This is a genomic window from Aquabacterium soli, assembly GCF_003933735.1.
Classification (GTDB): domain Bacteria; phylum Pseudomonadota; class Gammaproteobacteria; order Burkholderiales; family Burkholderiaceae_C; genus Aquabacterium; species Aquabacterium soli.
Genome location: NZ_RSED01000004.1, coordinates 213,053 through 238,442, shown reverse-complemented (window position 1 = coordinate 238,442; position 25,390 = coordinate 213,053). Strand labels below are relative to the sequence as shown.

Here is a 25,390-nt window from a genome sequence, read left to right as displayed (position 1 = left end):
TGCAGTGCACTGATCCGATGTCCGACCCTTCCACCGCTGGCGCCCCGTCCTTGAAGCGTCCCGATGCCGACATCGGCCTGCTGCGGCGCCTGCGCGCCGTGGCCCGCCTGGGGCACATGGCGGCCTACTTGTGCTTCATCTCGCTGTGGATGCGTTGGCGTTTCGAGGCGATGGACCAGCGCACCCAACTGGCCCGCATGCAAGCCTGGTCCGCCGGCGTCTTCCGTTGCCTGGGCGTGAAACTGGTCGTGCGGGGCCTGGCGCCTCACCCGGGGCCCAAGCTGGTCGTGGGCAACCATGTCTCCTGGATGGACATCATGTCCATCAACGTCGTGGCCCCCAGCCGCTTCGTGTCCAAGGCCGAGGTGGCGCAGTGGCCGATCGTCGGGCGCATGGTCACCCTGGCGGGCACGCTCTACCTGGAGCGTGCCCGCCGCCGCGACGCCATGCGCGTGCTGGGCCTGCTCACCCAGAGCCTGCGTGATGGCCACACCGCCGCCGTGTTCCCGGAAGGCACCACCGGCGATGGGCACCAACTGCTGCATTTCCATGCCAACCTGCTCCAGTCGGCCATCGACGCCGATGTGCCGGTGCAGCCCGTGGCCATCCGCTACAGCGATGCCGATCACGCCATCAGCCCGTCGGCCGCGTTCGTGGGCGACACGTCCGTGGTCGAGTCGCTCTGGTGGATCGCCTGCGCGGACCAGCTCACCGTTCATGTGACCGTGATGCCGCCCCAGCGTGTGGACCATGCCGATCGCCGTGCATTGGCGACGCGCCTGCACGACGAGATCGCCCAGGCCTTGTCCTCGGAACATTAGGGGCCATCTGGGGTCTACCCGATGTGCTGTCTGCGAAAAGCGGACAGTCTCGTGAATACCGCGCATTTGATGGGCCTTACCCGCACACCTCGGGGACGGCTGTCGCGCCACACTGGTGGCAAGGCGCGGCGTGCCCCACCCCTTTGAGGTGATCTTGCGTTTCGGCAAGTAAAAGGATGCCGGGGCTCTCTTACAATCTCGCGTTCTCTGAGAGGTCTTTTCAATGCTTGATTTGCTGTCGTCGTCGGCTCTGCTGGATTCCATGGTCAGCTGGCTGTCCGACGGGTTGCTGGACGCTGCCTGGTGGCAGGTGGTGCTCTACACCCTGGTGCTGACGCACATCACCATCGCGTCGGTGACGATTTTCCTGCACCGCAGCCAGGCTCACCGCTCGCTGGACCTGCACCCCATCGCCTCGCATTTCTTCCGGTTCTGGCTGTGGTTGACCACGGCCACGGTGACCAAGGAATGGGTGGCCGTGCACCGCAAGCACCACGCCAAGTGCGAGACCGAGGAAGACCCTCACAGCCCCGTGGCCCATGGCATCAAGACCGTGCTGCTGCAAGGTCGCGAGTTGTATGCCGTTGAGGCTGCCAAGAAAGAAACCTTGGCCAAGTACGGCCACAACACCCCCAACGACTGGCTTGAGCGCAACATCTACACGCGCTTCTCGGCCAAGGGCGTGCTCCTGATGCTCCTGATCGACATCGCCCTGTTCGGCGCCATCGGCATCACCGTTTGGGCCGTGCAGATGCTGTGGATCCCGATCACCGCCGCCGGCATCATCAACGGCCTGGGCCACTGGTGGGGTTACCGCAACTTCGAGGCAGCCGATGCCTCCACCAACATCAGCCCCTGGGGCATCCTGATCGGTGGTGAAGAGCTGCACAACAACCACCACACCTACCCGACCTCGGCCAAGCTGTCCGTCAAGTCGTATGAGTTCGACATCGGCTGGACCTACATCCGTGGCCTGGAGATGGTGGGCCTGGCCAAGGTCCGCAAGGTGCCGCCGCGCCTGACGCTGGGCGAGATCAAACCTGTGGCCGATGCCAAGACGCTGGAGGCCCTGGCCGCCCACCGCTATGAGCTGATGGCCTCGTATGCCCGTGAGGTGCGTGCCGCCTGCGCGGCCGAGCTGTCGCGCCTGAAGTCCAGCGGCCAGCAGTCGGCGGCTGCCAAGCTGCAGAAGGTGCGTCACTGGATGCACCGTGATGTCGAGAAGGTGCCTCATTCGCTGCGCGTGGACATCGAGAAGGCGCGGGCCGAGCATCCCAGCCTGGACAAGCTGTTGACCATGCGTGAAGAGCTGCGGCTGGTGTGGACCCGCACGAATGTGTCGGGAGAGCAGCTGGTCGCTGATCTTCAGGGCTGGTGCCAGCGGGCCGAGGGCAGCGGGATCAAGGCGCTGCAGGAGTTCTCTCTGAAGCTGCGTGCGGCGCATGCCTGACATCTAGATTCCCTGGAATCCTTTTGAAAGAGCCTCGCTTTTTTGAGCGGGGCTTTTTTGTATTCGGGCATGCCTGGTGGGGGCTTCGGGGCGAGGCGGCGCTGGGCAGGGCTCCAAGGGTGTCGGTCCTGCGCAAGCGCAGGACTGCTCTGCGGTGCTCGGTTCGGGCAGGTGGCTGCGGAACTCGGGCCCCTTGGGCCCTCAGACATCCTCGCCATCCCCTGGCCAAAGGCCAGGGGCAACCTGCCCGAACCTGCGCTCCTCGACGCCACCCAGTCGCCCTGCCCAGCACCGCCTCGCCCCTCCGGTGTGGCGGCATGCGAAGGCCGTGGCATGCCATCACCGAGCATCAGCCGTGCCAGTACGGTGATGGAGTCGTGCGATCAAACCGTGCCAACACACCACCCGAGTGGCGTGCCGCGGTTTGTCGGGCGAAGGGTGTGCGGGGCGGGCGGGGAAGGGCCTCAGGGGCGCTGAGGAGCGCAGGGCGGGGCAGGTTGCCCCTGCCGAAGGACAGGGGATGGCGAGGACTGTCTGAGGGCCTGCAAGGCCCGAGTTCCGCAGCCACCTGACCCGACCGAGCACCGCAAGGGAGTCTGACCAAAGGTCAGACCGCCCCTGTGAACCGCCCCCGCCGCCCCGCTCACCCTTCGCCACGCGCATCAACCGCAAACAGAGCGAGCCCAAAACAGAACCTGGAAAAACAAAAAACCGCCAAGGCAAACGCCAGGGCGGTTTTTCAGAGAGGCAGCAGAAGGATTACTTCAGCTTCACTTCTTTGTAGGCCACATGCTTGCGAGCCTTGGGGTCGAACTTGTTGAATTCCAGCTTTTCAGGCGTGGTCTTCTTGTTCTTGGTGGTGGTGTAGAAGTGGCCGGTACCCGCAGTGGATTCCAGCTTGATCTTTTCGCGTCCGCCTTTAGCAGCCATGGTTCACTCCAATCACAGTTCGCCGCGGGCACGCAGATCCGTCAGGACCTGGTCGATACCCACCTTGTCGATCAAACGCAGAGCGGCCGTGCTGATGCGCAGGCGCACCCAACGGTTTTCGCTCTCGACCCAGAAACGGCGGTACTGCAGGTTGGGCAGAAAACGACGCTTGGTCTTGTTGTTGGCGTGGGAAACATTGTTCCCCACCATCGGGCCCTTGCCCGTGACTTGACAGACGCGTGCCATGACGCTTCTCCGTTCGCTGATTAGGCGTTATGTTGCGGATCGGTGGGCAGAGCAAGGACAGGCCAAAACCTGTGCTTGGTGCTCACCCTTCCGGCTTTCCGCAGCGCCTTCGGGACCATCCATGAAAGACAGAGCCAAAGTAGCCGCCCCAAAAGCCGGGACGAATTTGGGAAAACCGAGATTATAGCCAGAAAAGGCGCATTCGCCAACTTCAACGCCAATCGAGCGCCGCCGGCCTGCGCCGGACGGCTCATCCCAGGCTATCTCACTGGGCGTCAGCCCCCGTTCTGCTCCAGGAAGCGCTGAGCATCCAGTGCGGCCATGCAGCCCGTGCCAGCGCTGGTGATGGCCTGGCGGTAGATGTGGTCCTGCACGTCGCCGGCCGCGAACACGCCCGGCACGCTGGTCATCGTGGCAAAGCCTTCGGAGCCGCTCTTGGTCAGAATATAGCCATCCTTCATCTCCAGCTGGCCCTTGAAGATGTCGGTGTTGGGTTGGTGGCCGATGGCGATGAAGCAGCCCTTGAGCTCCAGTTCCTTGGTCGAGCCGTCGGTCGTGCTCTTGAGGCGGACGCCGGTCACGCCGGTCTGGTCGCCCAGCACCTCGTCCAGCGTCTGGAACAGGTGCAGTTCCATCTTGCCGGCCTTGACCTTCTCGGCCACCTTGTCGATCAGGATGGCTTCGGCGCGGAACTTGTCGCGGCGGTGGATCAGGTGCACCTTGCTGGCGATGTTCGACAGGTACAGCGCTTCTTCGACGGCCGTGTTGCCGCCGCCGACCACGCAGACCACCTGATCGCGGTAGAAGAATCCGTCGCAGGTGGCGCAGCCGCTCACGCCGCGGCCCATGAAGGCCTCTTCAGAGGGCAGGCCCAGGTACTTGGCCGAGGCGCCGGTGGCGATGATCAGGGTGTCGGTGGTGTAGGTGCCCGAATCGCCCTTGAGCGTGAACGGGCGCTTGGACAGGTCGACCTCGTTCACGTGGTCGAACACCATCTGCGTCTGGAAGCGCTCCGCGTGCTCCAGGAAGCGTTGCATCAGCTCGGGGCCCTGCACGCCATGGACATCGGCGGGCCAGTTGTCCACCTCGGTGGTGGTCATCAGCTGGCCGCCCTGGGCCATGCCGGTCACCAGGGTGGGCTTGAGGTTGGCGCGTGCGGCGTAGATGGCGGCGGTGTAGCCGGCTGGGCCGGAGCCCAGGATCAGGACGTTGCTGTGGGTCGTGTCGGACATGATCTAGAGGAGCCTTTCGGGCTGAATTGTGCGCCAGCCTCGCGATTTGCAAGGGGGATGAGGGCATCAATTCTTTTAATGGCCTTCTTTGGCGGTGCACCTTCAGGCATGGTCTTCACACGCAAAACGAAAAAATGTCTAAAAATCCCGCCACTGGTGCCGAAAATTGTAGGGACTGGTGACGGACTGCACGTCGCTCGGGCCTGTTTGGCCGCGTGGCCGCAGGTTGAACCCACCGGAAAATCCGATTGCAAGCTGCAATCGCAAGGCACCAAAGAGGAGCTGCCATGGCCATGTTGTCCAACCTCGATCTGATCAGGCGTGTACCGCTGTTCTCCATGCTCACGCAAGCGCAGGCCGAGTCCATCGCTGAGAGCGTGGTGAAGCGTCGTTACCGCCGGGGCGAGCTGATCGTCGAACGCGGCCGCAAGACGAACTCCCTGTTCATCCTGCTCACGGGCCGTGCCCGCGTGGTCGCCGCCGACGAGCGGGGCCGCGAAGTGATCCTGGCCGTGCTGGAAGCCGGCGACTACATCGGCGAGATGAGCCTGATCGACAACGAACCGCATTCGGCCACCGTGCGCGCCGAGGTGCAGACCGATGTGCTGGTGCTGGGCCGCCAGGAGTTCGCCCGCTGCCTGCCCGAGAATTCATCGCTGTCCTATGCCATCTTGCGTGGCCTGGTGCAGCGCCTGCGCAATGCCGACCGCCAGATCGAATCCCTGGCCCTGCTCGATGTGTACGGCCGCGTGGCCCGTGCCCTGCTCGACATGGCCGACGAGGACCATGGCGCCAAGGTCATCCGCGGCAAGGTGTCGCGCCAGGATCTGGCCAAGCACGTGGGCGCCTCTCGCGAGATGGTCAGCCGCGTGATGAAGGACCTGGAAGAGCGCGGCCTGATCGAGACGCAGGACACCGGCAGCGTGGTGCTCAAGGAGCGCCTGGTCGCCACGGCCTGACAGTGCCCCAGGGCCGGGCTGCGCCCAGCCCCCCGAGGGGGACAAGGCAACTTGGGGCGGCCCGGCGTTGCCTTGTGCTCCCAGCTTTCATCGATTGGATTCAGTCTTGACGCTCCGGCGCCAGACGCCGCCACCGTGGGTCGCCCGCGTGGCGGCCATTTGCGTTTGGTTTCAGCCTTGACCGAAGGGCCCAGGCCGGCGCCCTGGCAGAGGGCCTTTCCTCTGCGTTTTCACGCGCAATCTCCCGCACAATCGGGCCATGACCTATCCCCTGGGCTCCCTGAACGCGGACGGCGGCGACGACCGCCGCCACGATCCTGCCACCTCCCTGCGCCTGACCGGGCGCCTGCACCGCCAGCCGGCTTCAACCGTCATCGCGCCTTCCGCGCCCGTTGAGACCACCTTCCGTTTCCAGGCCCTGCTGCTGGTCGGGGCGCTGGCCTGGATCCTGATGCTGCTGGCCATGGTCAGCCACAACCGGCTCGATGCCGCCTTCACCACCTCCGGCCTGAACCGCGAGGCGGTCAACTGGGTGGGCCATCTGGGCGCCCTGGCATCCGACCTGCTGTACACCGTGCTGGGGTTTTCGGGCTGGTGGACATTGATCATCGGCGGGCGCGTGTGGCTCAGCGCCTTCGCCCGCTGGCTGCGGCGCGATCCGGCCCTGGCCCACATGTCGCACCACGCACCGGCCGTGTCCTACCCGCGCTGGCGTTTCTGGCTGGGAGTGGCGCTGTTGCTGGCCGCCAGTTGCTCGCTGGAATGGACCCGCCTGTACCGCCTCGAATCGCAGATTGCGGGTGAGCACGCTGGCGGCATCCTGGGCTTGCTGCTGGGCCCGCTCAGCACCAAGTGGCTGGGCTTCAACGGCTCCGGCGTGCTGTGGATCGCGATGCTGGTCACGGGCATGGCCATGGCGCTGCGTTTCTCGTGGTTGGACGTGGCCGAGCGCATCGGCTCGGTGGGCGATCTGCTCAAGGAGCGGCGCGAGGCCCAGCGTGAGGCGCACCTCGACCAGGTGCTGGGCCAGAAGGCCGTGATCGAGCGCGATCACGAGCGCGAGGTCGAGGTGGTGCGCCATGCGCCGCCGGCCGATGTGGACGTGGATCTGGATCTTGAGCCGGGCCAGGTGGCCGCCCCGGCCTACGTGGCTCCTCCGGCCCCCATCCCGCTGGTCATCGAAACCCCGATGACCGAGGTGCCCAAGTCCGACCGCATCATCAAGGAGAAGCAGAAGCCGCTGTTCAGCGAGATGGCCGACACCAAGCTGCCGCAGATCGATCTGTTGGACACCGCCGTGGGCCGCATGGAGACCATCACGGCCGATTCGCTGGAGATGACCTCCCGCATGATCGAGAAGAAGCTCAAGGACTTCGGCGTCGAGGTGCGGGTGGTGGCGGCCTCGCCAGGCCCCGTCATCACGCGCTATGAGATCGAACCGGCCACGGGCGTGAAGGGTTCGCAGATCGTCAACCTGGCGAAAGACCTGGCGCGCTCGCTGTCGCTGGTGTCCATCCGCGTCGTTGAAACGATTCCCGGCAAGAACCTGATGGCGCTGGAGCTGCCCAACGCCAAGCGCCAGATGATCCGCCTGACCGAGATCCTCGGATCGCAGGTCTACAACGATGCGCAATCGATGCTGACCATCGGGCTGGGCAAGGACATCATCGGCGCCCCTGTGGTGGTGGACCTGGCCAAGATGCCGCACTGCCTGGTGGCCGGCACCACCGGTTCCGGCAAATCGGTGGGCATCAACGCCACCATCCTGAGCCTGCTCTACAAGGCCGAGGCGCGCGATGTGCGCCTGATCCTGATCGATCCGAAGATGCTCGAAATGAGCGTCTACGAAGGCATCCCCCACCTGCTGTGCCCGGTCGTGACCGACATGAAGCAGGCCGGCAACGCGCTGAACTGGGCGGTGGGCGAAATGGAGCGCCGCTACAAGCTCATGAGCAAGATGGGCGTGCGCAACCTGGCTGGCTTCAACAAGAAGATCGACGAGGCCAAGGCACGCGGCGAGTTCATCCCCAACCCCTTCAGCCTCACGCCCGAAGAGCCCGAGCCGCTGGAGCGCCTGCCTTTCGTCGTGATCGTGATCGATGAGCTGGCCGACCTGATGATGGTGGTGGGCAAGAAGATCGAAGAGCTGATCGCCCGCCTGGCGCAGAAGGCCCGTGCGGCCGGCGTGCACCTGATCCTGGCCACGCAGCGTCCCAGCGTGGACGTGATCACGGGCCTGATCAAGGCCAACATCCCGACGCGGATCTCGTTCCAGGTGAGCAGCAAGATCGACAGCCGCACCATCCTCGACCAGATGGGCGCCGAGGCGCTGCTGGGGCAAGGCGACATGCTCTACCTGGCGCCGGGCACTGGCCTGCCCGTGCGCGTGCACGGCGCCTTCGTGAGCGACGACGAAGTGCACCGCGTGGTCGAGTACCTCAAGACGCAGGGCGAGCCCAACTACATCGAGGGCATCCTCGAAGGCGGCTCGCTGGGCGACGAGGGCAGCAACCTCGATGGCTCGCCGGCCGGTGGCGGCGATGGCGAGTCCGATCCGATGTACGACCAGGCGGTGGCCATCGTGCTGCAGCACCGCAAGGCCTCGATCTCGCTGGTGCAGCGCCACCTGCGCATCGGCTACAACCGTGCGGCGCGTCTGCTGGAGCAGATGGAAAAGTCCGGGCTGGTGTCGAGCATGTCCACCAATGGCAACCGCGAGATCGTCACGCCCAACCGCGGCGGCGAGGGCGGTGCCACGGCCGCGCCCTGGGACGCCTGACCCCACCTAGAACAAGGGGCGGCGTTTGCGTTCTTAGGGATGGCCGCGCCCTCGGGGGCAACCCTAGGATGCCGTCAAGTCCAAACAAGGAGAACGGGCATGAAAGCATCCTGGCTGGCCGCGCTTGGCCTGACGGTATCGATGGTGGGTGGCAGCGCCTGGGCCGATCTTCAGGCCGACGTCTACAACAGCTGGCAACTGGACGGCAGCGGCAATATCTCCACCTCAGGCCTGACGCATGTGGGCAGCTTCATCGACCCACAGATCGATCACTGGGACGGCACGCTCGGGTACCGCTGGAACCCGCTGGGCGTCGATGAGCTCTACACAGTGACCTGGGCCGGCTACCTGCTGGCACCCGAGGCTGGCACTTACCAGTTCCGCACAGTGTCGGATGACGGTGTGCAGGTGTTCATCGACGGCCTGTCGGTGGTCAACAACCCTGGTGTCCAGTGGTACGGCGAAGGCCTGGGCAGCGCCACGCTCACGGCAGGAGCGCATGCGCTCGATGTGCGTTTCTATGAGAACTACACCTACGACGGCATCATCTTCCAATGGAAGAAGCCGGGCGATGCAGACTGGTCCATCGTGCCGGCGAGCGTGCTGGTGACCGCCGTGCCCGAGCCAGGCGCCTTCGCCCTGGCACTGGCGGGCCTGGCCGTGGCGGGTGGATCGGCGTCCCGCCGTCGCAAGGCCTGACGCGGCGGGGCCATGACAAGGCGGCAGGGTCATGCAGCCCTGAGCCGCCAGCGGGCCCGGGAACCCATGGAACAATCGGATCTCCATTCCCTCAGGAGACCCTGATCCGATGACGCAGTCCAGGCACACCGTTCCCGCCGTCACGACGACGCTGTCCACCTTGCCACGAGCGGCCTTGCTGGCCGCTTGCATGTCTGCCTTGTGGGCTTCACCCGCGCAGGCCGATGCCGTGGCCTCCTTGCGTGCCTTCGTGAAAGACGTGCAGAGCGGCCAGGCCAGCTTCAAGCAGACGGTCACCTCGCCCGATGGCAAGAAGGCGCGTACCTCGACCGGCACGCTCGAATTCCAGCGTCCCAACCGTTTCCGCTTTGCTTACGACAAGCCCATGGAGCAGTTGATCGTGGGCGATGGCCAGAAGGTGTGGCTGTACGACGCCGACCTGAACCAGGTGACGGAGCGGCCCATGAGCCAGGCCCTGGGCGCCACGCCGGCGGCCCTGCTGTCAGGATCGTCTCTGGAAAAGGATTTCGTGCTCAAAGCCGTGCCACCCACGGGATCACAGGGTGCGGCGTCCGCGACCCCGGCGACAACGCAGGCGGCAGGTTTGATCGAATGGGCCGAAGCCTTGCCCCGCGTCAAGGAGGGGCAGTTCCAATCGGTGCGTGTCGGCTTCACAGGGGGCACCTTGGTGGCCCTGGAAGTGCTCGACAGCTTCGGGCAGAAGTCGCGACTGGACTTCACCCGTTTCGACACGAAGGCGGCCTTGCCCCCTTCGCGCTTTCAGTTCACGCCCCCGGCAGGGGCGGATGTGCTCAAGCAGCCTTGAGTCGCTCGGACTGCGGGCTGGCTTGAAGCAGGCGCCAGCCGGGTTGCTCCCGGCCCGGCGCCTGAACCATCAGGCGATCAATCAGCCTTCGCGCTTGCCGAAGCCGGGGCGCTTGCCGCCGAAGCCGGGCTTCGGGCCACCCGACTTGAAGCCGGGCTTGTCGCCGAAGGGCTTGCGGTCGCCGCTGAAGGACTTGCCGGCGTAGGGCTTGCCGGCACCTGCCGGCTTGCCGCCAAACGGCTTGTCGCCGAAGGGCTTGCGGTCGCCGCTGAAGGACTTGCCGGCGTAGGGCTTGCCGGCACCTGCCGGCTTGCCGCCAAACGGCTTGTCGCCGAAGGGCTTGCGGTCGCCGCTGAAGGACTTGCCGGCGTAGGGCTTGCCGGCACCTGCCGGCTTGCCGCCAAACGGCTTGTCGCCGAAGGGCTTGCGGTCACCGAAGGGCTTGTCGCCGAACGGACGGGCTTCGCGGTTGTCACGCTGCGGGCGGTCGCCGAAAGGACGGTCACCAAAGGAGCGCTCGCCTTGCGGACGATCACCACCTTCGCCGGGGCGGAAGCGTGGGTCATGGTGGTCGGGCTTGCCGAAACCACCGGCACGCGGGCCGCCACCGAAACCACCGCGGTCGCCACGGTCCTGGAAGCCGCGCTCACCGCGGTCCTGGAAACCACGGTCGTTGCCGCCGCCGAAGCCGCCACGGTCACCATAGCCGCCGCGCGGAGCGCCGCCGAAGCCGCGGTCATCGCGGTGGCGTTGACCGGGCATGGGCTTCTTGCCGCCGCGCGGGGGCGCGCCGCGATGATCGGCCTGCATCTTGGTCTTGGGCTCCAGGCCCGCGATCACGGCTTCAGGGATGCGTTGCGTGGTGAAGCGCTCGATGCGGCGCACCATCGGGATGTCGCGGCGCTCGGCCAGCGTCACGGCCAGGCCACTGCGACCGGCACGGCCCGTGCGGCCGATGCGGTGAACGTAGTCTTCCGGCTTCATGGGCATGCCGTAGTTGATCACGTGGGTGATCGTGGGCACGTCGATGCCGCGGGCGGCCACGTCGGTGGCCACCAGCACGCGCAGCTCGCCCATGCGCAGACCTTGCAGCACGCGGTTGCGGCGGCCTTGCGGCATGCCGCCGTGCAGCGCGGCCACGGCGTGGCCCATGTCGGCCAGGCGGTCGGCCAGGATGTCGGCGTCGCGCTGGGTGCTGGTGAACACCACGGCCTGGTCCACTTCCTTCGTGGTCAGCAGGTGGTCCAGCAGGTCGTTCTTGTGGGCCAGCGTGTCGGCCAGGTGCAGGCGCTGCTCGATGTTGTCGTGGCTGTCGGTGTGCGATGCCACTTCGATGTTCAGCGCGTTGCGCGTCAGGCGCTCGGCCAGCTTGCCCACGTGGCCCGCGAAGGTGGCGCTGAACATCAGCGTCTGGCGGTTCTCGGGGGTGTGCTGGGCGATGGTCTCGATGTCTTCGATGAAGCCCATGTCCAGCATGCGGTCGGCTTCGTCGAGCACCAGCGTTTCAAGGTTGCTCAGCACGGCAGCGCCGCTGTTGAGGTGGTCCAGCAGGCGGCCGGGGGTGGCGATCAGCACATCCAGCGGGCCGCGCAGGGCCTTGAGCTGGTAGCCGTAAGGCACGCCGCCCACCACGGTGGCCACGCGCAGGCCTTGCATGTGGCGGCCATAGGTGGATGCAGCCTTGGCCACTTGCAGGGCCAGCTCACGGGTCGGGGCCAGCACCAGCACGCGGGGACCATGCACCTTGCCCTTTTCGCGGCGGTTGCTGTCGCCACGGGCAGCGACGATGCGCTCCAGGGCGGGCAACATGAAAGCGGCGGTCTTGCCGCTGCCGGTGTTGGAGGCGACGCGCAGGTCCTTGCCTTCCAGGGCGGCCGGGATGGCGCGCACTTGCACGTCGGTGGGGCTGGTGTAGCCGGAGTCGGTCAGGGCCTGGACCAGCATGGGGCTCAGGCCCAGGTCGGCGAAGCGGGCGCCGCCGTCATCAATGACTGCGGGCGCTGCTTCTTCGTCGTCCAGCTGGTCGTCGCCGTCGAAGGCGGCATCGGCACGGGCTTCAGCTTCCAGGCGGCGGCTCAGGGCGTCGAGCTGCGATGCGGTGTGCTCGTCGATGACGGGCGCAGCGTCGGGCGCCGGCGTGGTGTTGTCGATGTTGTCGTGATCGTTGTTCATGGATTCTTTCAAGCCAAGGCAAAGCGCGGCGCAGGCCTGTCGACGCCTCGGTGGGCATCGCGAAAAGGCCAAAGCCGCAGAGCCCGGTGTGGCTCGTTGCCAGCACAAGGCCCAGGTAAAGTCGCTGTGGGATCGTGTCCGTACTTCGTGACAGGCGCGCTCGGCGCTGAGGGGCCACGGTGAGTCGGTTAGAGCGACGGCATCGCCGCCAACCGGAACTCAAGACACGTTAGTTGGTTGGCACCCGACGGTGCAACCCGGCTTGAAAAAGGTCAGAGGGGATGAACTTGCATCCGCTTCATAACAAGCGAAGAACGCCATTATGGCGGGTTTTCACGGAGTTGTCCACCCCCTCAGGGTTCACAGCCCTTTGGGAGGCGAGGGGCGGCCCCTCGCTCATTCATTCAGACCGCTTCATCGACACATCGTTGGCTGTGCGGAGGCCGCGAACGCCAAGGAACAGCAGAGCGGGCACGGCGACAAGGCAAAGGATACCAATGGTCAGCATGACGAAACCTCTGTGCAGGGGTGGAAGAAGCGTTCAGCATGCGCCGATCAAATCGTGTGCAATAGGGGGTAAACGTGATGAACTGGACGGCGGGCGGGGGGTATCCAAGGGTTTGTCTGGGGGCATGAGAGGGCTGCGACAATGAGGGTATGCAGGAAAGCCTAGATTTGCCCCTGGATCCCCCAGGTGACGAGGGGGGCGCACCCCGCCATGCCGGCAACGCGGGCGATTTGCCCAAACGCGCCAGCCGCAAGGCCCCGGCCGCCCATGCACCGCTGGCCGAGCGCCTGAGGCCGCAGACGCTGGACGAGGTCGTCGGGCAGGAGCATCTGCTCGGGGCAGGCCAGTCCTTGCGCGTGGCCTTCGGTTCCGGCCAGCCGCATTCCATGATCCTGTGGGGGCCGCCTGGCGTGGGCAAGACCACGCTGGCGCGGCTGATGGCCGGCGCGGTGGATGCCGAGTTTGTCACCATCTCGGCGGTGCTGGGCGGCGTGAAGGACATCCGCGAGGCGGTGGATCTGGCGCAGATGGCACAGCAGCGTGGCCGCCGAACCATCGTGTTCGTCGACGAGGTGCACCGCTTCAACAAGGGCCAGCAGGATGCCTTCCTGCCGCACGTGGAATCGGGCCTGTTCACCTTCATCGGCGCCACCACTGAGAACCCGTCGTTCGAGGTGAATGCGGCACTGCTGTCGCGGGCCACCGTGCACGTGCTGCGCTCGATGGACGAGGCCGCCATGCGCGAGTTGCTGCAGCGCGGACAGGCCGCACTGCAAGGCCCTGCGCTCACGAAGGCCGCGGCCGAACGCCTGATCGCCTATGCCGATGGCGATGCGCGACGCCTGCTCAACACCTACGAGACGCTGGCCGGGCTGCTGCGCGGCACGGCCGAGATCGACGAGACCGCGCTGGAGCGTTCGCTGGGCGAGCAGCTGCGCCGCTACGACAAGGGCGGCGACCAGTTCTACGACACCATCTCGGCCCTGCACAAATCCGTGCGCGGCTCGGATCCGGATGCAGCCCTGTACTGGTTCGTGCGCATGCTCGATGGCGGCGTGGACCCGCGCTACATCGTGCGGCGCCTGGTGCGCATGGCCAGCGAAGACATCGGCCTGGCCGACCCTCGTGCTCTGCGCATGGCGCTCGATGCCGCTGACACCTACGAGCGCCTGGGCAGCCCCGAGGGCGAGCTGACGCTGGCCCAGTGCGTGATCTACCTGGCCATGGCGCCCAAGAGCAATGCAGCCTACGTGGCCTACAAGGCCGCGCGCGCCTGGGTGGCCAAGGACCAGAGCCGCCCGGTGCCCATGCACCTGCGCAATGCACCCACCAAGCTGATGAAGGAGCTGGGCCACGGCGCCAACTACCGCTATGCGCATGACGAGCCTGGCGCGGTGGCCAAGGGCGAGCAGTACTTTCCGGACGGCATGCAGCCGCAGGCCTTCTACAAGCCGGTGCCGCGTGGGCTGGAGATCAGGATCGGCGAGCGTCTGGCGCAGTTGCGCGGTGGCGGACAGGCGCCCCCAGCAGACGATGTAGACGAGGGCTGAGCCCGGGCTGGTTGGGTGAGTGGTGCGCTGAGTGCGAAGCCTTGCCCGCGGCCCGGGCATCCTCATTGCTTGCAGGCGCCGCAAGTCAGTGGCAGGCTGGGGACGTTTTCTCTGCTGCCTGGCCGAATCTGATGAGGTGCCCGCTCGACCGCCCATGACCCAGCCCGCATACACCCACCGCGCCGGCGTGCACACGCACAGCTTTCGCGACCTGAAGGACCTGATGGCCAAGGCCACGCCCGCGCGCTCGGGTGACGCACTGGCCGGCCTTGCGGCGCACACGGCACAGGAGCGCGTGGTGGCGCAGATGGCCCTGGCCGAGCTGCCGCTGCGCACGTTCTTGAACGAGGCCCTGATCCCCTACGAAGAGGACGAGGTCACGCGCCTGATCATCGACACGCACGATGCCCAGGCCTTCGCGCCGATCGCGCACCTCACCGTGGGCGATTTCCGCAACTGGCTGCTGGCCGACGACACCGACGCGACCAGGCTGACCGCCGTGGCACCGGGCATCACGCCCGAGATGGCCGCTGCGGTGAGCAAGCTGATGCGGCATCAGGACCTGATCCTGGTGGCCCGCAAGTGCGAGGTGCGGTCGGCCTTTCGCAACACCATCGGCCTGCCGGGTCGCTTGTCGACGCGCCTGCAGCCCAACCACCCGACCGACGACGCCAGCGGCATCGCCGCCAGCCTGCTCGACGGGCTGCTCTACGGCAGTGGCGACGCCGTGATCGGCATCAACCCGGCCACGGACAACGTGCCGCAGGTGATCCGGCTGGTGGGCATGCTGGCCGAGGTGATCGAGCGCTACGCCATCCCCACGCAATCGTGCGTGCTCACCCACGTGACCAACACGCTGGCGGCCATCGAGCGTGGCGCCCCGATCGACCTGGTGTTCCAGTCCATCGGCGGCACCGAGGCCACCAACCAGAGCTTCGGCATCAGCCTGGCGCTGCTGGCCGAAGCGCGCGAGGCAGCGCTGTCGCTCCAGCGCGGCACGGTGGGCGGCAACGTGATGTATTTCGAGACAGGGCAGGGCAGCGCGCTGTCGGCCAATGGCCACCACGGCGTCGACCAGCAGACCTGCGAGGCGCGCGCCTACGCCGTGGCCCGCGCCTTCAAGCCGCTGCTGGTGAACTCGGTGGTGGGCTTCATCGGGCCGGAGTACCTGTACGACGGCAAGCAGATCATCCGCGCGGGCCTGGAAGATCACTTCTGCGCCAAGCTGATGGGCTTGCCCATGGGCTGCGATGTCTGCTACACCAACCACGCCGAAGCCGACCAGAACGACATGGACACGCTGCTGACCTTGCTGGGCACGGCCGGCTGCACCTTCGTGATGGGCGTGCCGGGTGCCGACGACATCATGCTGAACTACCAGACCACCTCGTTCCACGACGCGCTGTATGTGCGCCGTGTGCTGGGCCTGCGGCCTGCGCCGGAGTTCGAAGCCTGGCTGGCGCAGGCACAGATTGCCAGCCACAGGGCCGAGGGCTTCGCGCTGCATGACGGGCTGCCGCCGCTGTTCAGGCCGGCGCTGGCCGGGGTGTGAGCGATGAGCGATTGCCTGCCTGAAGCCGAGCCTGCCGAGCCCGCCGAGCCTGCGGTGGGTGCATCGGATGCGGGGGGTGTCGTGTCCAACCCCTGGACACTGCTGCGGCGCTTCACCGGCGCGCGCATTGCGCTGGGTCGGGCGGGTGTGAGCCAGCCCACGCAGCCGCAGCTGGCCTTCCAACTGGCGCATGCGCAGGCGCGCGATGCCGTGCACCTGGCCCTCGATGCCCAGGCCCTCCAGGCCGCCCTGCAGACGCTGGGCCTGGGGTGTATGCGCCTGCACAGCGCCGCACCCGACCGCGACACCTACCTGCAGCGGCCCGACCTGGGGCGCCGCCTGGATGCGGCCTCGCGCGAAGCCCTGCTGCAGCGCCAGTCTGGGCGGGATGGCCGGCCGCATGACGTGGCCTTCGTGGTGGCCGATGGGCTGTCGGCCCTGGCCATTGGCAGCCATGCGCTACCGTTCCTGCAGGCCGTCCTGCCCCGCCTTGAGGCCGGGGGCTGGCGCCTGGCCCCCTTGACCCTGGTGGAGCAAGGCCGTGTGGCCGTGGCCGATGAGGTCGGCGAACTGCTGGGCGCGCGTCTGGTGGTCATCATGATCGGCGAACGGCCGGGCTTGAGTTCGCCCGACAGCATGGGCCTGTACCTGACCTGGATGCCCCGCGTGGGCTTGAGCGATGCCGGCCGCAACTGCATCTCCAATGTGCGGCCGGCGGGGCTGGGCCTGGCCGATGCCGCGGACAAGCTGTGCTGGTTGATGGAGCAGGCCCGGCGGCTGGAGCTGAGTGGTGTGGCCTTGAAGGACGAGGCCGTGCCCGCTGCGGCGCAGGTGGGTGGAGGCGCGTCGTCTTTCTTGCTGCCCGTGCTGCCGGGTGAGTGCGAACCTCATTCCGACCGACAATCCGGCATTGACTTTCCGCCGGAGACCACGAATGAAGACCTATGACATCGAACTGCAGCGCCTGAAGTCGGTGAAGCACGACAGGGGCTTGATCGAGATCGGTGTCGACATCCTGGTGCAGCCCAGGTCAGCCCGCGACGAGCAGCCCACCAGCAGCCTGTCCATCCCGGTGGACGATGCGCGCACGCTGCTCATCCTGCTCAAGCAGCAGTTGACCGAGCTGGACAAGTCGCAGCCGCGCAGCCGCCGCTCAGGCCGCTGCTGAGGCCATCACACCACCAGGTGCGACGCCGCCATGTAATCCTGGCGGAAGGCCTCGAACGCCAGCACGTCGGCGGACTCGATGGCCGACTGCTCGTCCATCGATTGGGCCGCCTGCTGCTCGAACCCACGCTGCACATCGTCTGGCATCTCAAGCGCCAGCAGGGCTTCGCGCGCCTGGGCCGACCGTTGGAGGCCGAAGCGGGCGTGCCCGCCATCGGCCGCATCGGTCGACATCGCTTCGACCACGGCAGCCGAGGGCAGGGTTGACGGATCGTTCAGGGCGGCCAGGGCCGCCTGCCAGGCCGTGCGGTGTTCATGGCCGCCCAGTTCGGCGTCCAGCCTGTCCGCGATCGTGCCGCAGGCGTTCAGCACCTCCCGGGCCCAGTCCATCAGCAGCACGGGTTGCCCGTCGCGCTCGAGGTGTAGGCCGGGCTCGCGGCCTTTCGCCGCCGTGCGTTGCTGGTTGACTGCCAGGGCCGCGATCTCCTGCGGCGTGTCTGGCGGACTGTCCGACAGCAGGCAGTGCAGCAGGAAGATGTCCAGCATCCGCGCCGTGGATGCGTCGATGCCCACGGGCAGGAAGGGGTTGAGGTCCATGCAGCGAACCTCGACGTACTCCACGCCGCGCTCGCGCAGGGCATGCAGCGGGCGCTCGCCCGGGAAGATCACCCGTTTGGGGCGGATGGTGCTGTAGAACTCGTTCTCGATCTGAAGCAGCGATGTCGACAGCTGTTTGTAGCCGCCTTGTGCGTCGTGCACGCCCATGGCCTCGTAGGCCGGGTACGGGCGTGTCAGGGCGTCCTGCAGCGAGGCGGCATAGCCCTTGAGGCTGTTGTAGCTCACGGCCAGCGCACTCTGCGCATCGCTCTGGTAGCCCAGTCTGCCCATGCGCAGCGAGGTGGCATGCGGCAGGTACAGGGTGTGCTCGCCCAGGGGCTGCAAGCCGTGCGGTTGGCCCTTGACAAAATCGGACGTGACGGCAGGCGATGCCCCGAACAGCAGCAGCAGCACGAAAGACTGGCGCCGGAAGTTGCGGATCAAGCCGAAGTAGTCGTCGTTGGACAAGCCCGGCATGGACCAGTTGTAGTGGATGCCCGAGATGGTCTGCATGCGCGGGCCATAGCGGTTGGCCAGCCCCATGCGGTAGACGCGCTTGGCCTGGCCGACGTTGGAGGTGCCGTACTGCCCGATCGGGATCTGCGCGTCATCCGGCAGATCGCACGGCATGCTGCTGACCCACAGTTGCTCATCACCGATGGCGCGGTAGACGAACTGGTGGATCCGGGTCAGTTCGTCCAGGCAATCCTGCACGTTGGCGTGCACGCCGGTGACCAGTTCCACCTGCGATTCGCTGAAGTCGGTCGTGATGTGCGGGTTGGCGAGGGCCGAGCCCAGCGCACGGGGATGGGGCGTCAGGGCCAGCTCACCGCCAGCCGTGGTGCGCAGGCTTTCTTTTTCGATCCCGCGGCGCATGCCCTGGATCTGCTGGGCCGACAGGGCGCGCAATCGTTCGTTCAAGCTGGTCAAGTGCGCTCTCCTCGGAGCCTCTTCGGTGTGGAGGCGCGAACATATCAGAGATGCGACAAGTTTGCAGAAGGCGGGGTCGACATGCGGGTGTCGCATATCCGTCTGATGGAATGTTTCTTGCGATAAACGGCAAACAGACTAAGGTTTGGTTCAGTTCAGGCCGATATGGCCCTCACCCGTTGTCCGCCAAACTCAACCCATGTGTTTGATCATCAAGAAGCCACCCGGACGCCGCATCGCGGCTGACTTTCTGGAGAACGCCTGGCAGCACAACCACCACGGCTGGGGTTGGTTCTACCAGGACAAGGCCCAGGGCAGGGTGGTTTGGGAGCGTGGGCTGCGCCTGCAGGACATGCTGGACCACAACGCCCGCTTGCCGCTGGACACCGAGGTCTACCTGCACCTGCGCCGGGCCACCCACGGGGATGTCAACCACGACATGGCCCATCCTTTCGTGGTCCACCCGGGGCTGCTGTTGATGCACAACGGCAGCATCGCCCACCTGGCACCGCACAACACCGCCATCAGCGACACGGCCGAGCTGGCGCGGATGCTGCGGGACATGCTGGCGGGGCTGGACCAAAACCAGGTGGCCGGGCTGATCCGGACGCAGGGGTTCCAGGCACTGACCGCACCCTTGATCGACGGCTCGATGGTGGTGCTGATGGATGGCCAGGGCCCGGTGCGCCTGGGCCGCGCATGGCACACCGTGCAGCGCGAGCAGTGGCATGACGCCATGGTGGGCATCGAGGTGTCCAACTCACACACCTGGTGTCAGAACGTGGCCGCCCTGGCCTGATCCTGTCTGTCGGTGGCCGAAAGCCTCAGGGCTGCTGCTTCGCCCGGCCTTGAAGGGGCGGGTAGGTCCGCAGGTAGGCCACCAGATCCGTCACCTTGCGGTCGGTATAGCCCAGGCCGAAAAAACGCATGCTTGTGCCCGGTACGGTGCCTTCGGGGTCCTTGATGAACCTGGAAAGGGACTGCTCTGTCCAGACGATCTTCGAGTTCTTCAGCGCGGCAGAGTAGCGGTGGTCGGTTGTGGCACCGGCACGCCGCCCCACGATGCCGTTGAGCTGAGGCCCGAAGCCGGCGCGCGCGGAGGGGCCGACCTGGTGGCATCGGGCGCAGGCCGCGGCGAACGCCACCCTGCCTGCTTCTGCGTCGCCCTGGGGGGCGGCCACAGCGCTGCTCCCGCAGGCCCAGGCCAGACAGGAAAGCGCCACGAACTTCAGTGTGTCCATGGCGCCATTGTCGCGGCTTGCCGCCCCGCAAGGTGTGCGGTGCGACCAGCCCGGGCTGTGGGTCAGCCCAGCACTCGGCGCCGCTTGCCCAGCAGGCCCACCACGCCCAGGCCGCCCAGCAGCAAGGCCCAGGTCGTTGGCTCGGGCACCGGTTGCGCTGTGGCCAGGATCTTGTAGTCCGGACCGTTGTAGTTCAGCGTGTCGGTGCTGAAACTGGCCAGGCGCAGTCGACTCACAGCGGTGTCCGTCTGAAAGCCGATGGAACCCAGCGCCTGGCCGTTGTTCAGGAAGCTGCCGTTGTCGGTGGTGATGACGATCCCGGTGTTGGCATAGGTCTGGCGCAGCACGGTGTAGCTGCCGATCACGCCGCCGTTGTCGTCCAGGGCCTGCACCAGCAGGTCGCTGTTCGCGCCGCGCTCCCACAGGAAGAAGGTGTTGGTCGGGTTGGCGAAGCTCACGTCCACGATGGCCAGGCCGGGGGCCTCCCGCGTGACGATGATGCTGCTGAGGTTGTAGTTGGCCAGCGCGCCCTGCAGGTCGGCGCCGGTGGGCGTGATGGTGGCGGGCCCTTCGTTCACCCAGCTGTCGGCAGCGCTGTTGATGCCGCGGCCTGCCGCCAGGTTGTGCCCGCCACGGGTCACGTCGATGCCGTCGTCCAGCACGATGCTGGTGCTGGCCGTGGTCTGCAGGCCGGACTGGTTCAGCGTCAGGCCGTTGAAGCTGACACTGTCCAGGCGCACATCGCCGTTGCCATAGATGCCGTTGACGCCACCGAAGGCGCCGCTGGTGGACACGGCCGACTCGAACGCGAAGGCAGTGAAACCCACGGCGGCCTGGGCGGGCGCGCACACCGAGGCCAGTGCGGCGGCGGCCAGGGCCACAGGGGCGAGACGGCTGACAAGGGCGGACATTTGCATGGTTCAGATCCTCAGGCTGTTTGGTTGAGCGCAGGCGCCGATGGGCGACCTGCACAGCCATCCTAGGAGTTGCCCCAGGGCGCCAGAACGAAGCAATGCGCATATGAAAGAACACTGAGCGCAGTACCGTATTGCGCCTCGCTCAACGCGAGGATCAGGGGAGCGCAGGACGAGGCCCATGGCGCAAGGTGAGCAGCGTGCCCAATGAGACCGCGGCCACCGCGAAGGCGGGGCCGCCCAGTGCGCCGATGTGGTCCACCAGCAGGCCCCCGCCGATGGCACCGCTGGCGATGGCGATCTGGAAGGCCGCCACCAGCAGGCCGCCGGCGCCTTCGGCCTGGTCTGGCGCGGCCCGCACGATCCAGGTCTGGAAGCCCACCGGGAAGGCGCCGAAGGCGAAGCCCCACAAGGTGATGGCCAGGGCCGTGACGAAGACCGAGTGGGCCCCCACCAGCAGGATGGCCGCCAGCAGCGCGACCACGCCGCCGCCGCACACGATGGCCAGCCGCTCGCTGCGACCGGCCAGCCAGCCGCCCGCGAAGTTGCCGAAGAAGCCCCCGACGCCATAGCCCAGCAGCACCGCCGTGATGGTGCCGACCGACATCTGCGTGATCTGCTCCATCAGCGGGCGGATGTAGGTGAAGCCCGCGAAGTGTCCCGAGATCACCAGCAGCACGGCCAGCAGGGCCACGCGCACGCTGGGGCGTGTGAGCAGTTCGCCCAGCACGCGCAGGTTGGGGTTGTCGCGCGGGGGCAGGGGCGGCAAGGTGATCAACTGCACGGCCAGCGTGAACACGCTGACCACGCCGGCCGCGATGAAGGCACTGCGCCAGCCCCAGGTGTCGCCCATCCACGCGCCGATCGGGGCCGCGCACACCGTGGCCACCGACACGCCGGTGAGGATGAAGGACATGGCCCTGGCGAAGAGCGCATCGGGCACCAGGCGCATGGCCAGCGCGGCCGACATGGACCAGAAGCCACCCAGCGCGATGCCCAGCAGCACGCGCGCCACCAGCAGCACCGGTAGGCTGGTGGCCGTGGCGGCCAGCGCGTTGGAGACCACCAACAGCACCGTCAGCATGAGCATCACCAGCTTGCGGTCGAAGCGGCGCGTGAGCAGCGGGATGGACGGAGCGGCCACCGCACCCACCAGCGCCGTGGCCGTGACGGCCTGGCCGGCCGCGCCCACGCTGACATGCAAGTCCGTGGCCATGGCGGTCAGCAGGCTGGCGGGCAGGAACTCGGCCGTGACCAGACCGAACACGCCCAGTGCCAGAGAGGTGACGGCAGGCCACAAGGCTTCATTCGGCGCACCCGTGTCGGCGTTCGTCAAAGGTGGTGCGGCGTCAATGCGGCCGTCTGCCTCAAGGCATTCGGGGCAGGTCGATGAAGTCATGGGCAATGGCCTTGGTGATGATGGGTAGCTCAGCTTATGGATAAGCTTTGGGCGTTTGAATGCCGAAAGAGCCTGAATGCTTGACCTTTTGTCCACCACGCCCCGCCCAGTTGCGGGTGACGAGAAGGGGCCGCGTGATCTGCTGACCGAGATCCTGCTGGGGCTGCGCCTCGATGGCGTGGAGTACGGCCGCTGCGTGATGCAGGCGCCCTGGGCCATCGACTTTCCGGCGCAACGCTCGGCGCGCTTTCATTTCGTGGCCAGCGGGGGCTGCTGGCTGCGCACGCCGTCACGCGATTGGGTGAGGTTGAACCCGGGCGACGCGGTGCTGGTGCCTCGTGGCAGCGCCCACACCCTGGCCAGCGCGCCGGAGGTGCCTGCGGTGGACATCGCCCTGCTGGGGCGCGTGCCCGTGTCGGACAACATCTACCTGGTCGATGGGCATGGTGCGCGTGGCACGCAGGCGGTGGCAGCGCTCGATGTCGCCACGCCGTCGGACGTGATGTTCTGCGGCACGATGCGCTTCAACCTCGACCCGCTGCACCCCTTGATCGCGATGATGCCGGAGGTGATGCTGGCCGGTGAGCTGGCGCAGCGCGACCCGACCGTGCCTGCCTTGCTCGAGGCCATGGAACGCGAGGTCTCGCTCGACCGCATCGGTGCCTGCGGCATCATGGCGCGCCTGGCCGATGTGCTGGCGGCCAGCATCATCCGCGCCTGGGTGGAGTGTGGCTGCAGCACGTCCAGCGGCTGGGTGGCGGCCGTGCGCTGCCCCAGGATCGGCAAGGTGATCGCCGCCATCCATGCCGATCCCGAACGCGACTGGACGGTGCCCATGCTGGCCGACCTGATGGGCGCGTCGCGCTCACGTTTTGCCGAGGCATTCACGCGCACCATGGGCGAGAGCCCTGCCAAGTACGTGGCCAAGATCAAGATGTTCCAGGCCCGTCGCTGGATCGCCGACGACGGCATGCGCATCGCCGTGGCGGCCGATCGGCTGGGCTACGACTCGGAGGCCTCGTTCAGCCGGGCGTTCAAACGCATCATCGGGCATGCGCCGAGCGCTTCGCGGGGAGGGCAGGCTTGGGCGAGGACTGCAGCGCTTCACTCCTCCAGGATCAGCAGTGCCTCGTCGCGCCAGTAGTTGGCGGCGGCATAGAAGCCCTCCCACACGCAGCCGTTGCAGCCGCGCCCGCAGCAGGTGGTGGGCTCGGGCGGCGGCTGGCGCAGTTCGATGCCTTGGCGGGCGGCCTGGTCGTGCAGGGCCGCAAAGGCGGCACGCGCCGTGTCCAGGTCGATCAACGGGGCTGTCATGGGCAATGTCTGGGGAAGAACGTGTGGGCAGCGGTGTCGCGGCGGCGCATCGGCCGGACGCGACAGGGTTGCCATGATATCGACCTGCCGGGTGGTGGGTTAGAGTGGCTCCACGATGGCTGTTCTGCCCCCTTCCAAAACCGTCTCATGGCGCACCCTCATCCTCACGGCGGCCCTGCTGCTGTTAATGATGACGGGCCTGGCCGCGGGCGCCGGCTGGTGGGCCTGGAACCACCTGGTCGCCCAGGTGGCCCTGAAAGAGCAGAAGGCCCTCATCAAGCTGCCCGAGCAACTGGCCGTGCGTGCGGCCGTGAGCAACCGCGTGCAGGTGCAGATCGATGAGCGCCTGCCTGTGCGCGTGCCCATCTCGCAGGCGCTGAGCATTCCCATCACCGAGCCCATCCCCATCAACGTGGCGGTGGACACCACCGTGCCCATCGATCTGGAAGTGCCGGTCAAGCATGTGCTGAGGGTGGACCAGTTCGTGGACCTGGACGCCAAGGTGCAGACACGGGTGCTGGGTTTCAACGTGACCCTGCCGATCAAAGGGCGTGTGCCCTTGCGCGCTGATGTGCCGGTGGACCTGGTGATCCCCGTGCGCAAGCAGATCCCCGTGTCCTTGAACATGCCGGCCGTGGTGCGTCTGCCCGAGCCGCTGCGTGCCCAGGTGGACACGGTGTTCGAGACCACCATCCCCATCAAGCAGTCCCTGAGCCTGCCGGTGACGGCACCGGTCGATGCCACGCTGACCTTCCCGGGGCAGGTGGTCGAGGCCGGCCTGCAACTGGTGCGTCTGGACCTGCCCTTCGATGCGATCCGCGTGCTGCCGCGCGAAGCGCCGCGCTGGTGGCCGGCCGGCTGGCCCGTCGCGGCCAGCGGTGCGGCGGGGGCGGGCAGCGCGGCGGATTCCGTGCTGGCGCCTCCCGCGGCGTCGTCGCCGCCATCGTCCAACGCGCCGGTGGGCGGCGAAGGCCTCAAGCTGCGAGGCCCATGAGCACGGCGCCTGCGGCCCCTTCGGCAGATCCGCCGGCCACACCACCGCTGCGCGGCTGGCGCCGCCCGGTGACACGCCGCATGCTGCTGCTCGTGAGCCTGGCCACGGTGCTGCTGTGGCTGGCGATGGTGGTGACGGGCTTCCTTTACGTGCGCCGGGAGTGGGTGTCGGTGCTGGAGATGCGGGACCAGCCGTTGCAACTGCGCCTGCCCGTTGGCCTGGCCGCTCAGGCCGAAGTGGCCGTGCCGGTGCACACCCGGCTGGATTCGGTGCAGCGCCTGAAGCTGCCGCTGGACCAGGAGGTGCGCGTGCAGGTGCAGAACAACCTGAAGGCGCATGCCGTGGTCAACACGGTGGTGCCGGTGAACACGGTGGTGAATTTCGAGGGCGACATCCCGGTGGACACCACGGTGGTGTCGGAGGTGCCGGTGGTGTCGTGGTGGCCGAGCTTTCCGGTGACGATCCCGGTAAAGGTGGTGGTGCCTGTGAAGGTGTCTGTGCCGGTGTCGGTGCAGATACCGCTGGCCTTGAACCTGGAGGTGGCCGGTGAGTTGTCCGGGCCGCTGCGGGTGCCTGTCAAGACGGTGCTGGACACGCAGGTCTTGCTACGGGCCAATGTGCGGGCTCACGTGACCAGCCGGACTGACTTCTCGTTGCTGTCGCCTGTCGAGCCTTTTGGTGTGGACATCGTGCATGCGCGGTTGCAGATGCCGATGGCAGATTTTGGGTGGACGGTGAAGCCCTGAGCGCTCTTCGCGCTGGTTGTTGAGCGTTTTGTCGTGGCAGCGCGGGGCGCGGGATGTGTGGGCATCCCTTCTTCGCCCCGCTGGTGGCGTGCGTAGAGGGCACGTGCCGATACGTCAGCCCGCGCTGGCAAAGGACAACACCCTTCGCATGAGGACAGCGGGGCCCAAAGGGCTGAGCCGGTATCCGGCCGGGCGCCTTGTTGGCGTCGGAGGCGCGCAGGGAGGGGCAGGTCTGCCCCTGGCCGCAGGCCAGGGGATGGCGAGCATGTTTGAGGCCCGAAGGGCCGAGTTGCGCAGCCACCTGCCCTGGACGAGCACGCGGAGAGCAGTCACTCCGAAGGTGGGACCGCCAACATTGAAGCCC

Annotated in this window: 23 protein-coding genes; 14 read left to right on the top strand and 9 right to left on the bottom strand. The window is 66.9% G+C overall.

The genetic code is table 11. The features are described 5' to 3' along the window. Window positions 1–17 precede the first annotated feature (17 nt). Window positions 18–821 carry a lysophospholipid acyltransferase family protein gene (locus EIP75_RS06715; RefSeq protein ID WP_233584717.1) on the top strand — a complete coding sequence of 268 codons (804 nt, stop codon included), beginning with the start codon at window positions 18–20 and terminating at the stop codon, window positions 819–821. A gap of 223 nt (window positions 822–1,044) precedes the next feature. Continuing rightward, window positions 1,045–2,271: a DesA family fatty acid desaturase gene (locus EIP75_RS06710; RefSeq protein ID WP_125242461.1), complete on the top strand. Its 1,227-nt coding sequence runs from the start codon at window positions 1,045–1,047 to the stop codon at window positions 2,269–2,271. Between the two features lie 759 nt (window positions 2,272–3,030). On the opposite strand, the gene rpmG is transcribed toward EIP75_RS06710, so the two are convergent. The 3 genes from rpmG to trxB form a co-directional block, all read right to left on the bottom strand. Beyond that, window positions 3,031–3,201, bottom strand: coding sequence for a 50S ribosomal protein L33 (gene rpmG / locus EIP75_RS06705; RefSeq protein WP_125242460.1), 171 nt, complete (start codon window positions 3,199–3,201; stop codon window positions 3,031–3,033). 12 nt (window positions 3,202–3,213) lie between these two features. After that, window positions 3,214–3,447 (bottom strand): 50S ribosomal protein L28, encoded by a 234-nt coding sequence (gene rpmB / locus EIP75_RS06700; RefSeq protein ID WP_125242459.1) that lies wholly within the window; start codon window positions 3,445–3,447, stop codon window positions 3,214–3,216. 275 nt (window positions 3,448–3,722) lie between these two features. After that, entirely contained in the window at window positions 3,723–4,679 is a 957-nt protein-coding gene (trxB, locus tag EIP75_RS06695; protein WP_125242458.1) for a thioredoxin-disulfide reductase, read from the bottom strand. 287 nt (window positions 4,680–4,966) lie between these two features. Here trxB and EIP75_RS06690 point away from each other — a divergent pair, with 287 nt between their 5' ends. The 4 genes from EIP75_RS06690 (at window position 4,967) to lolA (ending at window position 9,942) form a co-directional block, all read left to right on the top strand. After that, the gene (locus EIP75_RS06690; protein ID WP_125242457.1) at window positions 4,967–5,638 is read left to right on the top strand and encodes a Crp/Fnr family transcriptional regulator; all 672 of its coding nucleotides are present in this window, start codon (window positions 4,967–4,969) and stop codon (window positions 5,636–5,638) included. Between the two features lie 259 nt (window positions 5,639–5,897). After that, window positions 5,898–8,417, top strand: a complete 2,520-nt coding sequence (locus tag EIP75_RS06685; RefSeq protein ID WP_125242456.1) for a DNA translocase FtsK — start codon at window positions 5,898–5,900, stop codon at window positions 8,415–8,417. 99 nt (window positions 8,418–8,516) lie between these two features. Further along, a complete protein-coding gene (locus EIP75_RS06680; RefSeq protein ID WP_158622761.1) occupies window positions 8,517–9,116 on the top strand; it encodes a PA14 domain-containing protein in 600 nt (199 codons plus the stop codon). Between the two features lie 109 nt (window positions 9,117–9,225). Continuing rightward, window positions 9,226–9,942: an outer membrane lipoprotein periplasmic chaperone LolA gene (gene lolA, locus EIP75_RS06675; protein WP_125242455.1), complete on the top strand. Its 717-nt coding sequence runs from the start codon at window positions 9,226–9,228 to the stop codon at window positions 9,940–9,942. A gap of 81 nt (window positions 9,943–10,023) precedes the next feature. On the opposite strand, the gene EIP75_RS06670 is transcribed toward lolA, so the two are convergent. Continuing rightward, window positions 10,024–11,886: a DEAD/DEAH box helicase gene (locus tag EIP75_RS06670; protein ID WP_233584730.1), complete on the bottom strand. Its 1,863-nt coding sequence runs from the start codon at window positions 11,884–11,886 to the stop codon at window positions 10,024–10,026. Window positions 11,887–12,852: 966 nt separating this feature from the next. Here EIP75_RS06670 and EIP75_RS06665 point away from each other — a divergent pair. From EIP75_RS06665 to EIP75_RS06650, 4 genes are all read left to right on the top strand, one after another. Further along, on the top strand, window positions 12,853–14,172 hold the full coding sequence (locus EIP75_RS06665) for a replication-associated recombination protein A (RefSeq protein WP_233584729.1): 1,320 nt from the start codon (window positions 12,853–12,855) through the stop codon (window positions 14,170–14,172). A 154-nt stretch (window positions 14,173–14,326) separates the two neighbouring features. Further along, a complete protein-coding gene (locus EIP75_RS06660; protein ID WP_125242452.1) occupies window positions 14,327–15,724 on the top strand; it encodes an ethanolamine ammonia-lyase subunit EutB in 1,398 nt (465 codons plus the stop codon). A gap of 3 nt (window positions 15,725–15,727) precedes the next feature. Beyond that, on the top strand, window positions 15,728–16,672 hold the full coding sequence (gene eutC, locus EIP75_RS06655; RefSeq protein WP_125242451.1) for an ethanolamine ammonia-lyase subunit EutC: 945 nt from the start codon (window positions 15,728–15,730) through the stop codon (window positions 16,670–16,672). Beyond that, window positions 16,659–16,892, top strand: coding sequence for a hypothetical protein (locus EIP75_RS06650; protein WP_125242450.1), 234 nt, complete (start codon window positions 16,659–16,661; stop codon window positions 16,890–16,892). The genes eutC and EIP75_RS06650 overlap by 14 nt, the downstream gene beginning before the upstream one ends. A 5-nt stretch (window positions 16,893–16,897) precedes the next feature. On the opposite strand, the gene gshA is transcribed toward EIP75_RS06650, so the two are convergent. Then, window positions 16,898–18,418 (bottom strand): glutamate--cysteine ligase, encoded by a 1,521-nt coding sequence (gene gshA, locus EIP75_RS06645; protein ID WP_274379802.1) that lies wholly within the window; start codon window positions 18,416–18,418, stop codon window positions 16,898–16,900. A 199-nt stretch (window positions 18,419–18,617) separates the two neighbouring features. Here gshA and EIP75_RS06640 point away from each other — a divergent pair, with 199 nt between their 5' ends. After that, window positions 18,618–19,217 carry a hypothetical protein gene (locus tag EIP75_RS06640; protein WP_125242448.1) on the top strand — a complete coding sequence of 200 codons (600 nt, stop codon included), beginning with the start codon at window positions 18,618–18,620 and terminating at the stop codon, window positions 19,215–19,217. A gap of 25 nt (window positions 19,218–19,242) precedes the next feature. Here the strand turns inward: EIP75_RS06640 and EIP75_RS06635 are convergent, their stop codons facing one another. The 3 genes from EIP75_RS06635 to EIP75_RS06625 all read right to left on the bottom strand — a co-directional run bounded on the left by EIP75_RS06635 (window position 19,243) and on the right by EIP75_RS06625 (window position 21,972). Beyond that, complete coding sequence (locus tag EIP75_RS06635) at window positions 19,243–19,659, bottom strand: c-type cytochrome (RefSeq protein ID WP_125242447.1); 417 nt, start codon at window positions 19,657–19,659, stop codon at window positions 19,243–19,245. Between the two features lie 62 nt (window positions 19,660–19,721). Further along, window positions 19,722–20,576 (bottom strand): exosortase-dependent surface protein XDP2, encoded by an 855-nt coding sequence (locus EIP75_RS06630; protein ID WP_125242446.1) that lies wholly within the window; start codon window positions 20,574–20,576, stop codon window positions 19,722–19,724. A gap of 154 nt (window positions 20,577–20,730) precedes the next feature. After that, entirely contained in the window at window positions 20,731–21,972 is a 1,242-nt protein-coding gene (locus tag EIP75_RS06625) for an MFS transporter (protein ID WP_125242445.1), read from the bottom strand. 76 nt (window positions 21,973–22,048) lie between these two features. Here EIP75_RS06625 and EIP75_RS06620 point away from each other — a divergent pair, with 76 nt between their 5' ends. Then, window positions 22,049–23,116 carry an AraC family transcriptional regulator gene (locus tag EIP75_RS06620; protein WP_125242444.1) on the top strand — a complete coding sequence of 356 codons (1,068 nt, stop codon included), beginning with the start codon at window positions 22,049–22,051 and terminating at the stop codon, window positions 23,114–23,116. On the opposite strand, the gene EIP75_RS06615 is transcribed toward EIP75_RS06620, so the two are convergent. After that, window positions 23,077–23,286, bottom strand: coding sequence for an oxidoreductase-like domain-containing protein (locus EIP75_RS06615; protein ID WP_125242443.1), 210 nt, complete (start codon window positions 23,284–23,286; stop codon window positions 23,077–23,079). The two genes, EIP75_RS06620 and EIP75_RS06615, sit on opposite strands and share 40 nt — an antisense overlap. Window positions 23,287–23,401: 115 nt before the next feature. Here EIP75_RS06615 and EIP75_RS06610 point away from each other — a divergent pair, with 115 nt between their 5' ends. After that, the gene (locus EIP75_RS06610; RefSeq protein ID WP_125242442.1) at window positions 23,402–24,280 is read left to right on the top strand and encodes a hypothetical protein; all 879 of its coding nucleotides are present in this window, start codon (window positions 23,402–23,404) and stop codon (window positions 24,278–24,280) included. Then, complete coding sequence (locus EIP75_RS06605) at window positions 24,277–25,026, top strand: hypothetical protein (RefSeq protein WP_125242441.1); 750 nt, start codon at window positions 24,277–24,279, stop codon at window positions 25,024–25,026. Before EIP75_RS06610 ends, EIP75_RS06605 begins: the two co-directional genes overlap by 4 nt. Window positions 25,027–25,390 lie beyond the last annotated feature (364 nt).

Coding starts and splice junctions, on each gene's coding strand:
- EIP75_RS06715 (WP_233584717.1), top strand. CDS start 18: ATGTCCGACCCTTCCACCGCTGGCGCCCCGTCCTTGAAGCGTCCCGAT.
- EIP75_RS06710 (WP_125242461.1), top strand. CDS start 1,045: ATGCTTGATTTGCTGTCGTCGTCGGCTCTGCTGGATTCCATGGTCAGC.
- rpmG (WP_125242460.1), bottom strand. CDS start 3,201: ATGGCTGCTAAAGGCGGACGCGAAAAGATCAAGCTGGAATCCACTGCG.
- rpmB (WP_125242459.1), bottom strand. CDS start 3,447: ATGGCACGCGTCTGTCAAGTCACGGGCAAGGGCCCGATGGTGGGGAAC.
- trxB (WP_125242458.1), bottom strand. CDS start 4,679: ATGTCCGACACGACCCACAGCAACGTCCTGATCCTGGGCTCCGGCCCA.
- EIP75_RS06690 (WP_125242457.1), top strand. CDS start 4,967: ATGGCCATGTTGTCCAACCTCGATCTGATCAGGCGTGTACCGCTGTTC.
- EIP75_RS06685 (WP_125242456.1), top strand. CDS start 5,898: ATGACCTATCCCCTGGGCTCCCTGAACGCGGACGGCGGCGACGACCGC.
- EIP75_RS06680 (WP_158622761.1), top strand. CDS start 8,517: ATGAAAGCATCCTGGCTGGCCGCGCTTGGCCTGACGGTATCGATGGTG.
- lolA (WP_125242455.1), top strand. CDS start 9,226: ATGACGCAGTCCAGGCACACCGTTCCCGCCGTCACGACGACGCTGTCC.
- EIP75_RS06670 (WP_233584730.1), bottom strand. CDS start 11,886: ATGCTGGTCCAGGCCCTGACCGACTCCGGCTACACCAGCCCCACCGAC.
- EIP75_RS06660 (WP_125242452.1), top strand. CDS start 14,327: ATGACCCAGCCCGCATACACCCACCGCGCCGGCGTGCACACGCACAGC.
- eutC (WP_125242451.1), top strand. CDS start 15,728: ATGAGCGATTGCCTGCCTGAAGCCGAGCCTGCCGAGCCCGCCGAGCCT.
- EIP75_RS06650 (WP_125242450.1), top strand. CDS start 16,659: ATGAAGACCTATGACATCGAACTGCAGCGCCTGAAGTCGGTGAAGCAC.
- EIP75_RS06640 (WP_125242448.1), top strand. CDS start 18,618: ATGTGTTTGATCATCAAGAAGCCACCCGGACGCCGCATCGCGGCTGAC.
- EIP75_RS06635 (WP_125242447.1), bottom strand. CDS start 19,659: ATGGACACACTGAAGTTCGTGGCGCTTTCCTGTCTGGCCTGGGCCTGC.
- EIP75_RS06630 (WP_125242446.1), bottom strand. CDS start 20,576: ATGCAAATGTCCGCCCTTGTCAGCCGTCTCGCCCCTGTGGCCCTGGCC.
- EIP75_RS06625 (WP_125242445.1), bottom strand. CDS start 21,972: ATGACTTCATCGACCTGCCCCGAATGCCTTGAGGCAGACGGCCGCATT.
- EIP75_RS06620 (WP_125242444.1), top strand. CDS start 22,049: ATGCTTGACCTTTTGTCCACCACGCCCCGCCCAGTTGCGGGTGACGAG.
- EIP75_RS06615 (WP_125242443.1), bottom strand. CDS start 23,286: ATGACAGCCCCGTTGATCGACCTGGACACGGCGCGTGCCGCCTTTGCG.
- EIP75_RS06610 (WP_125242442.1), top strand. CDS start 23,402: ATGGCTGTTCTGCCCCCTTCCAAAACCGTCTCATGGCGCACCCTCATC.
- EIP75_RS06605 (WP_125242441.1), top strand. CDS start 24,277: ATGAGCACGGCGCCTGCGGCCCCTTCGGCAGATCCGCCGGCCACACCA.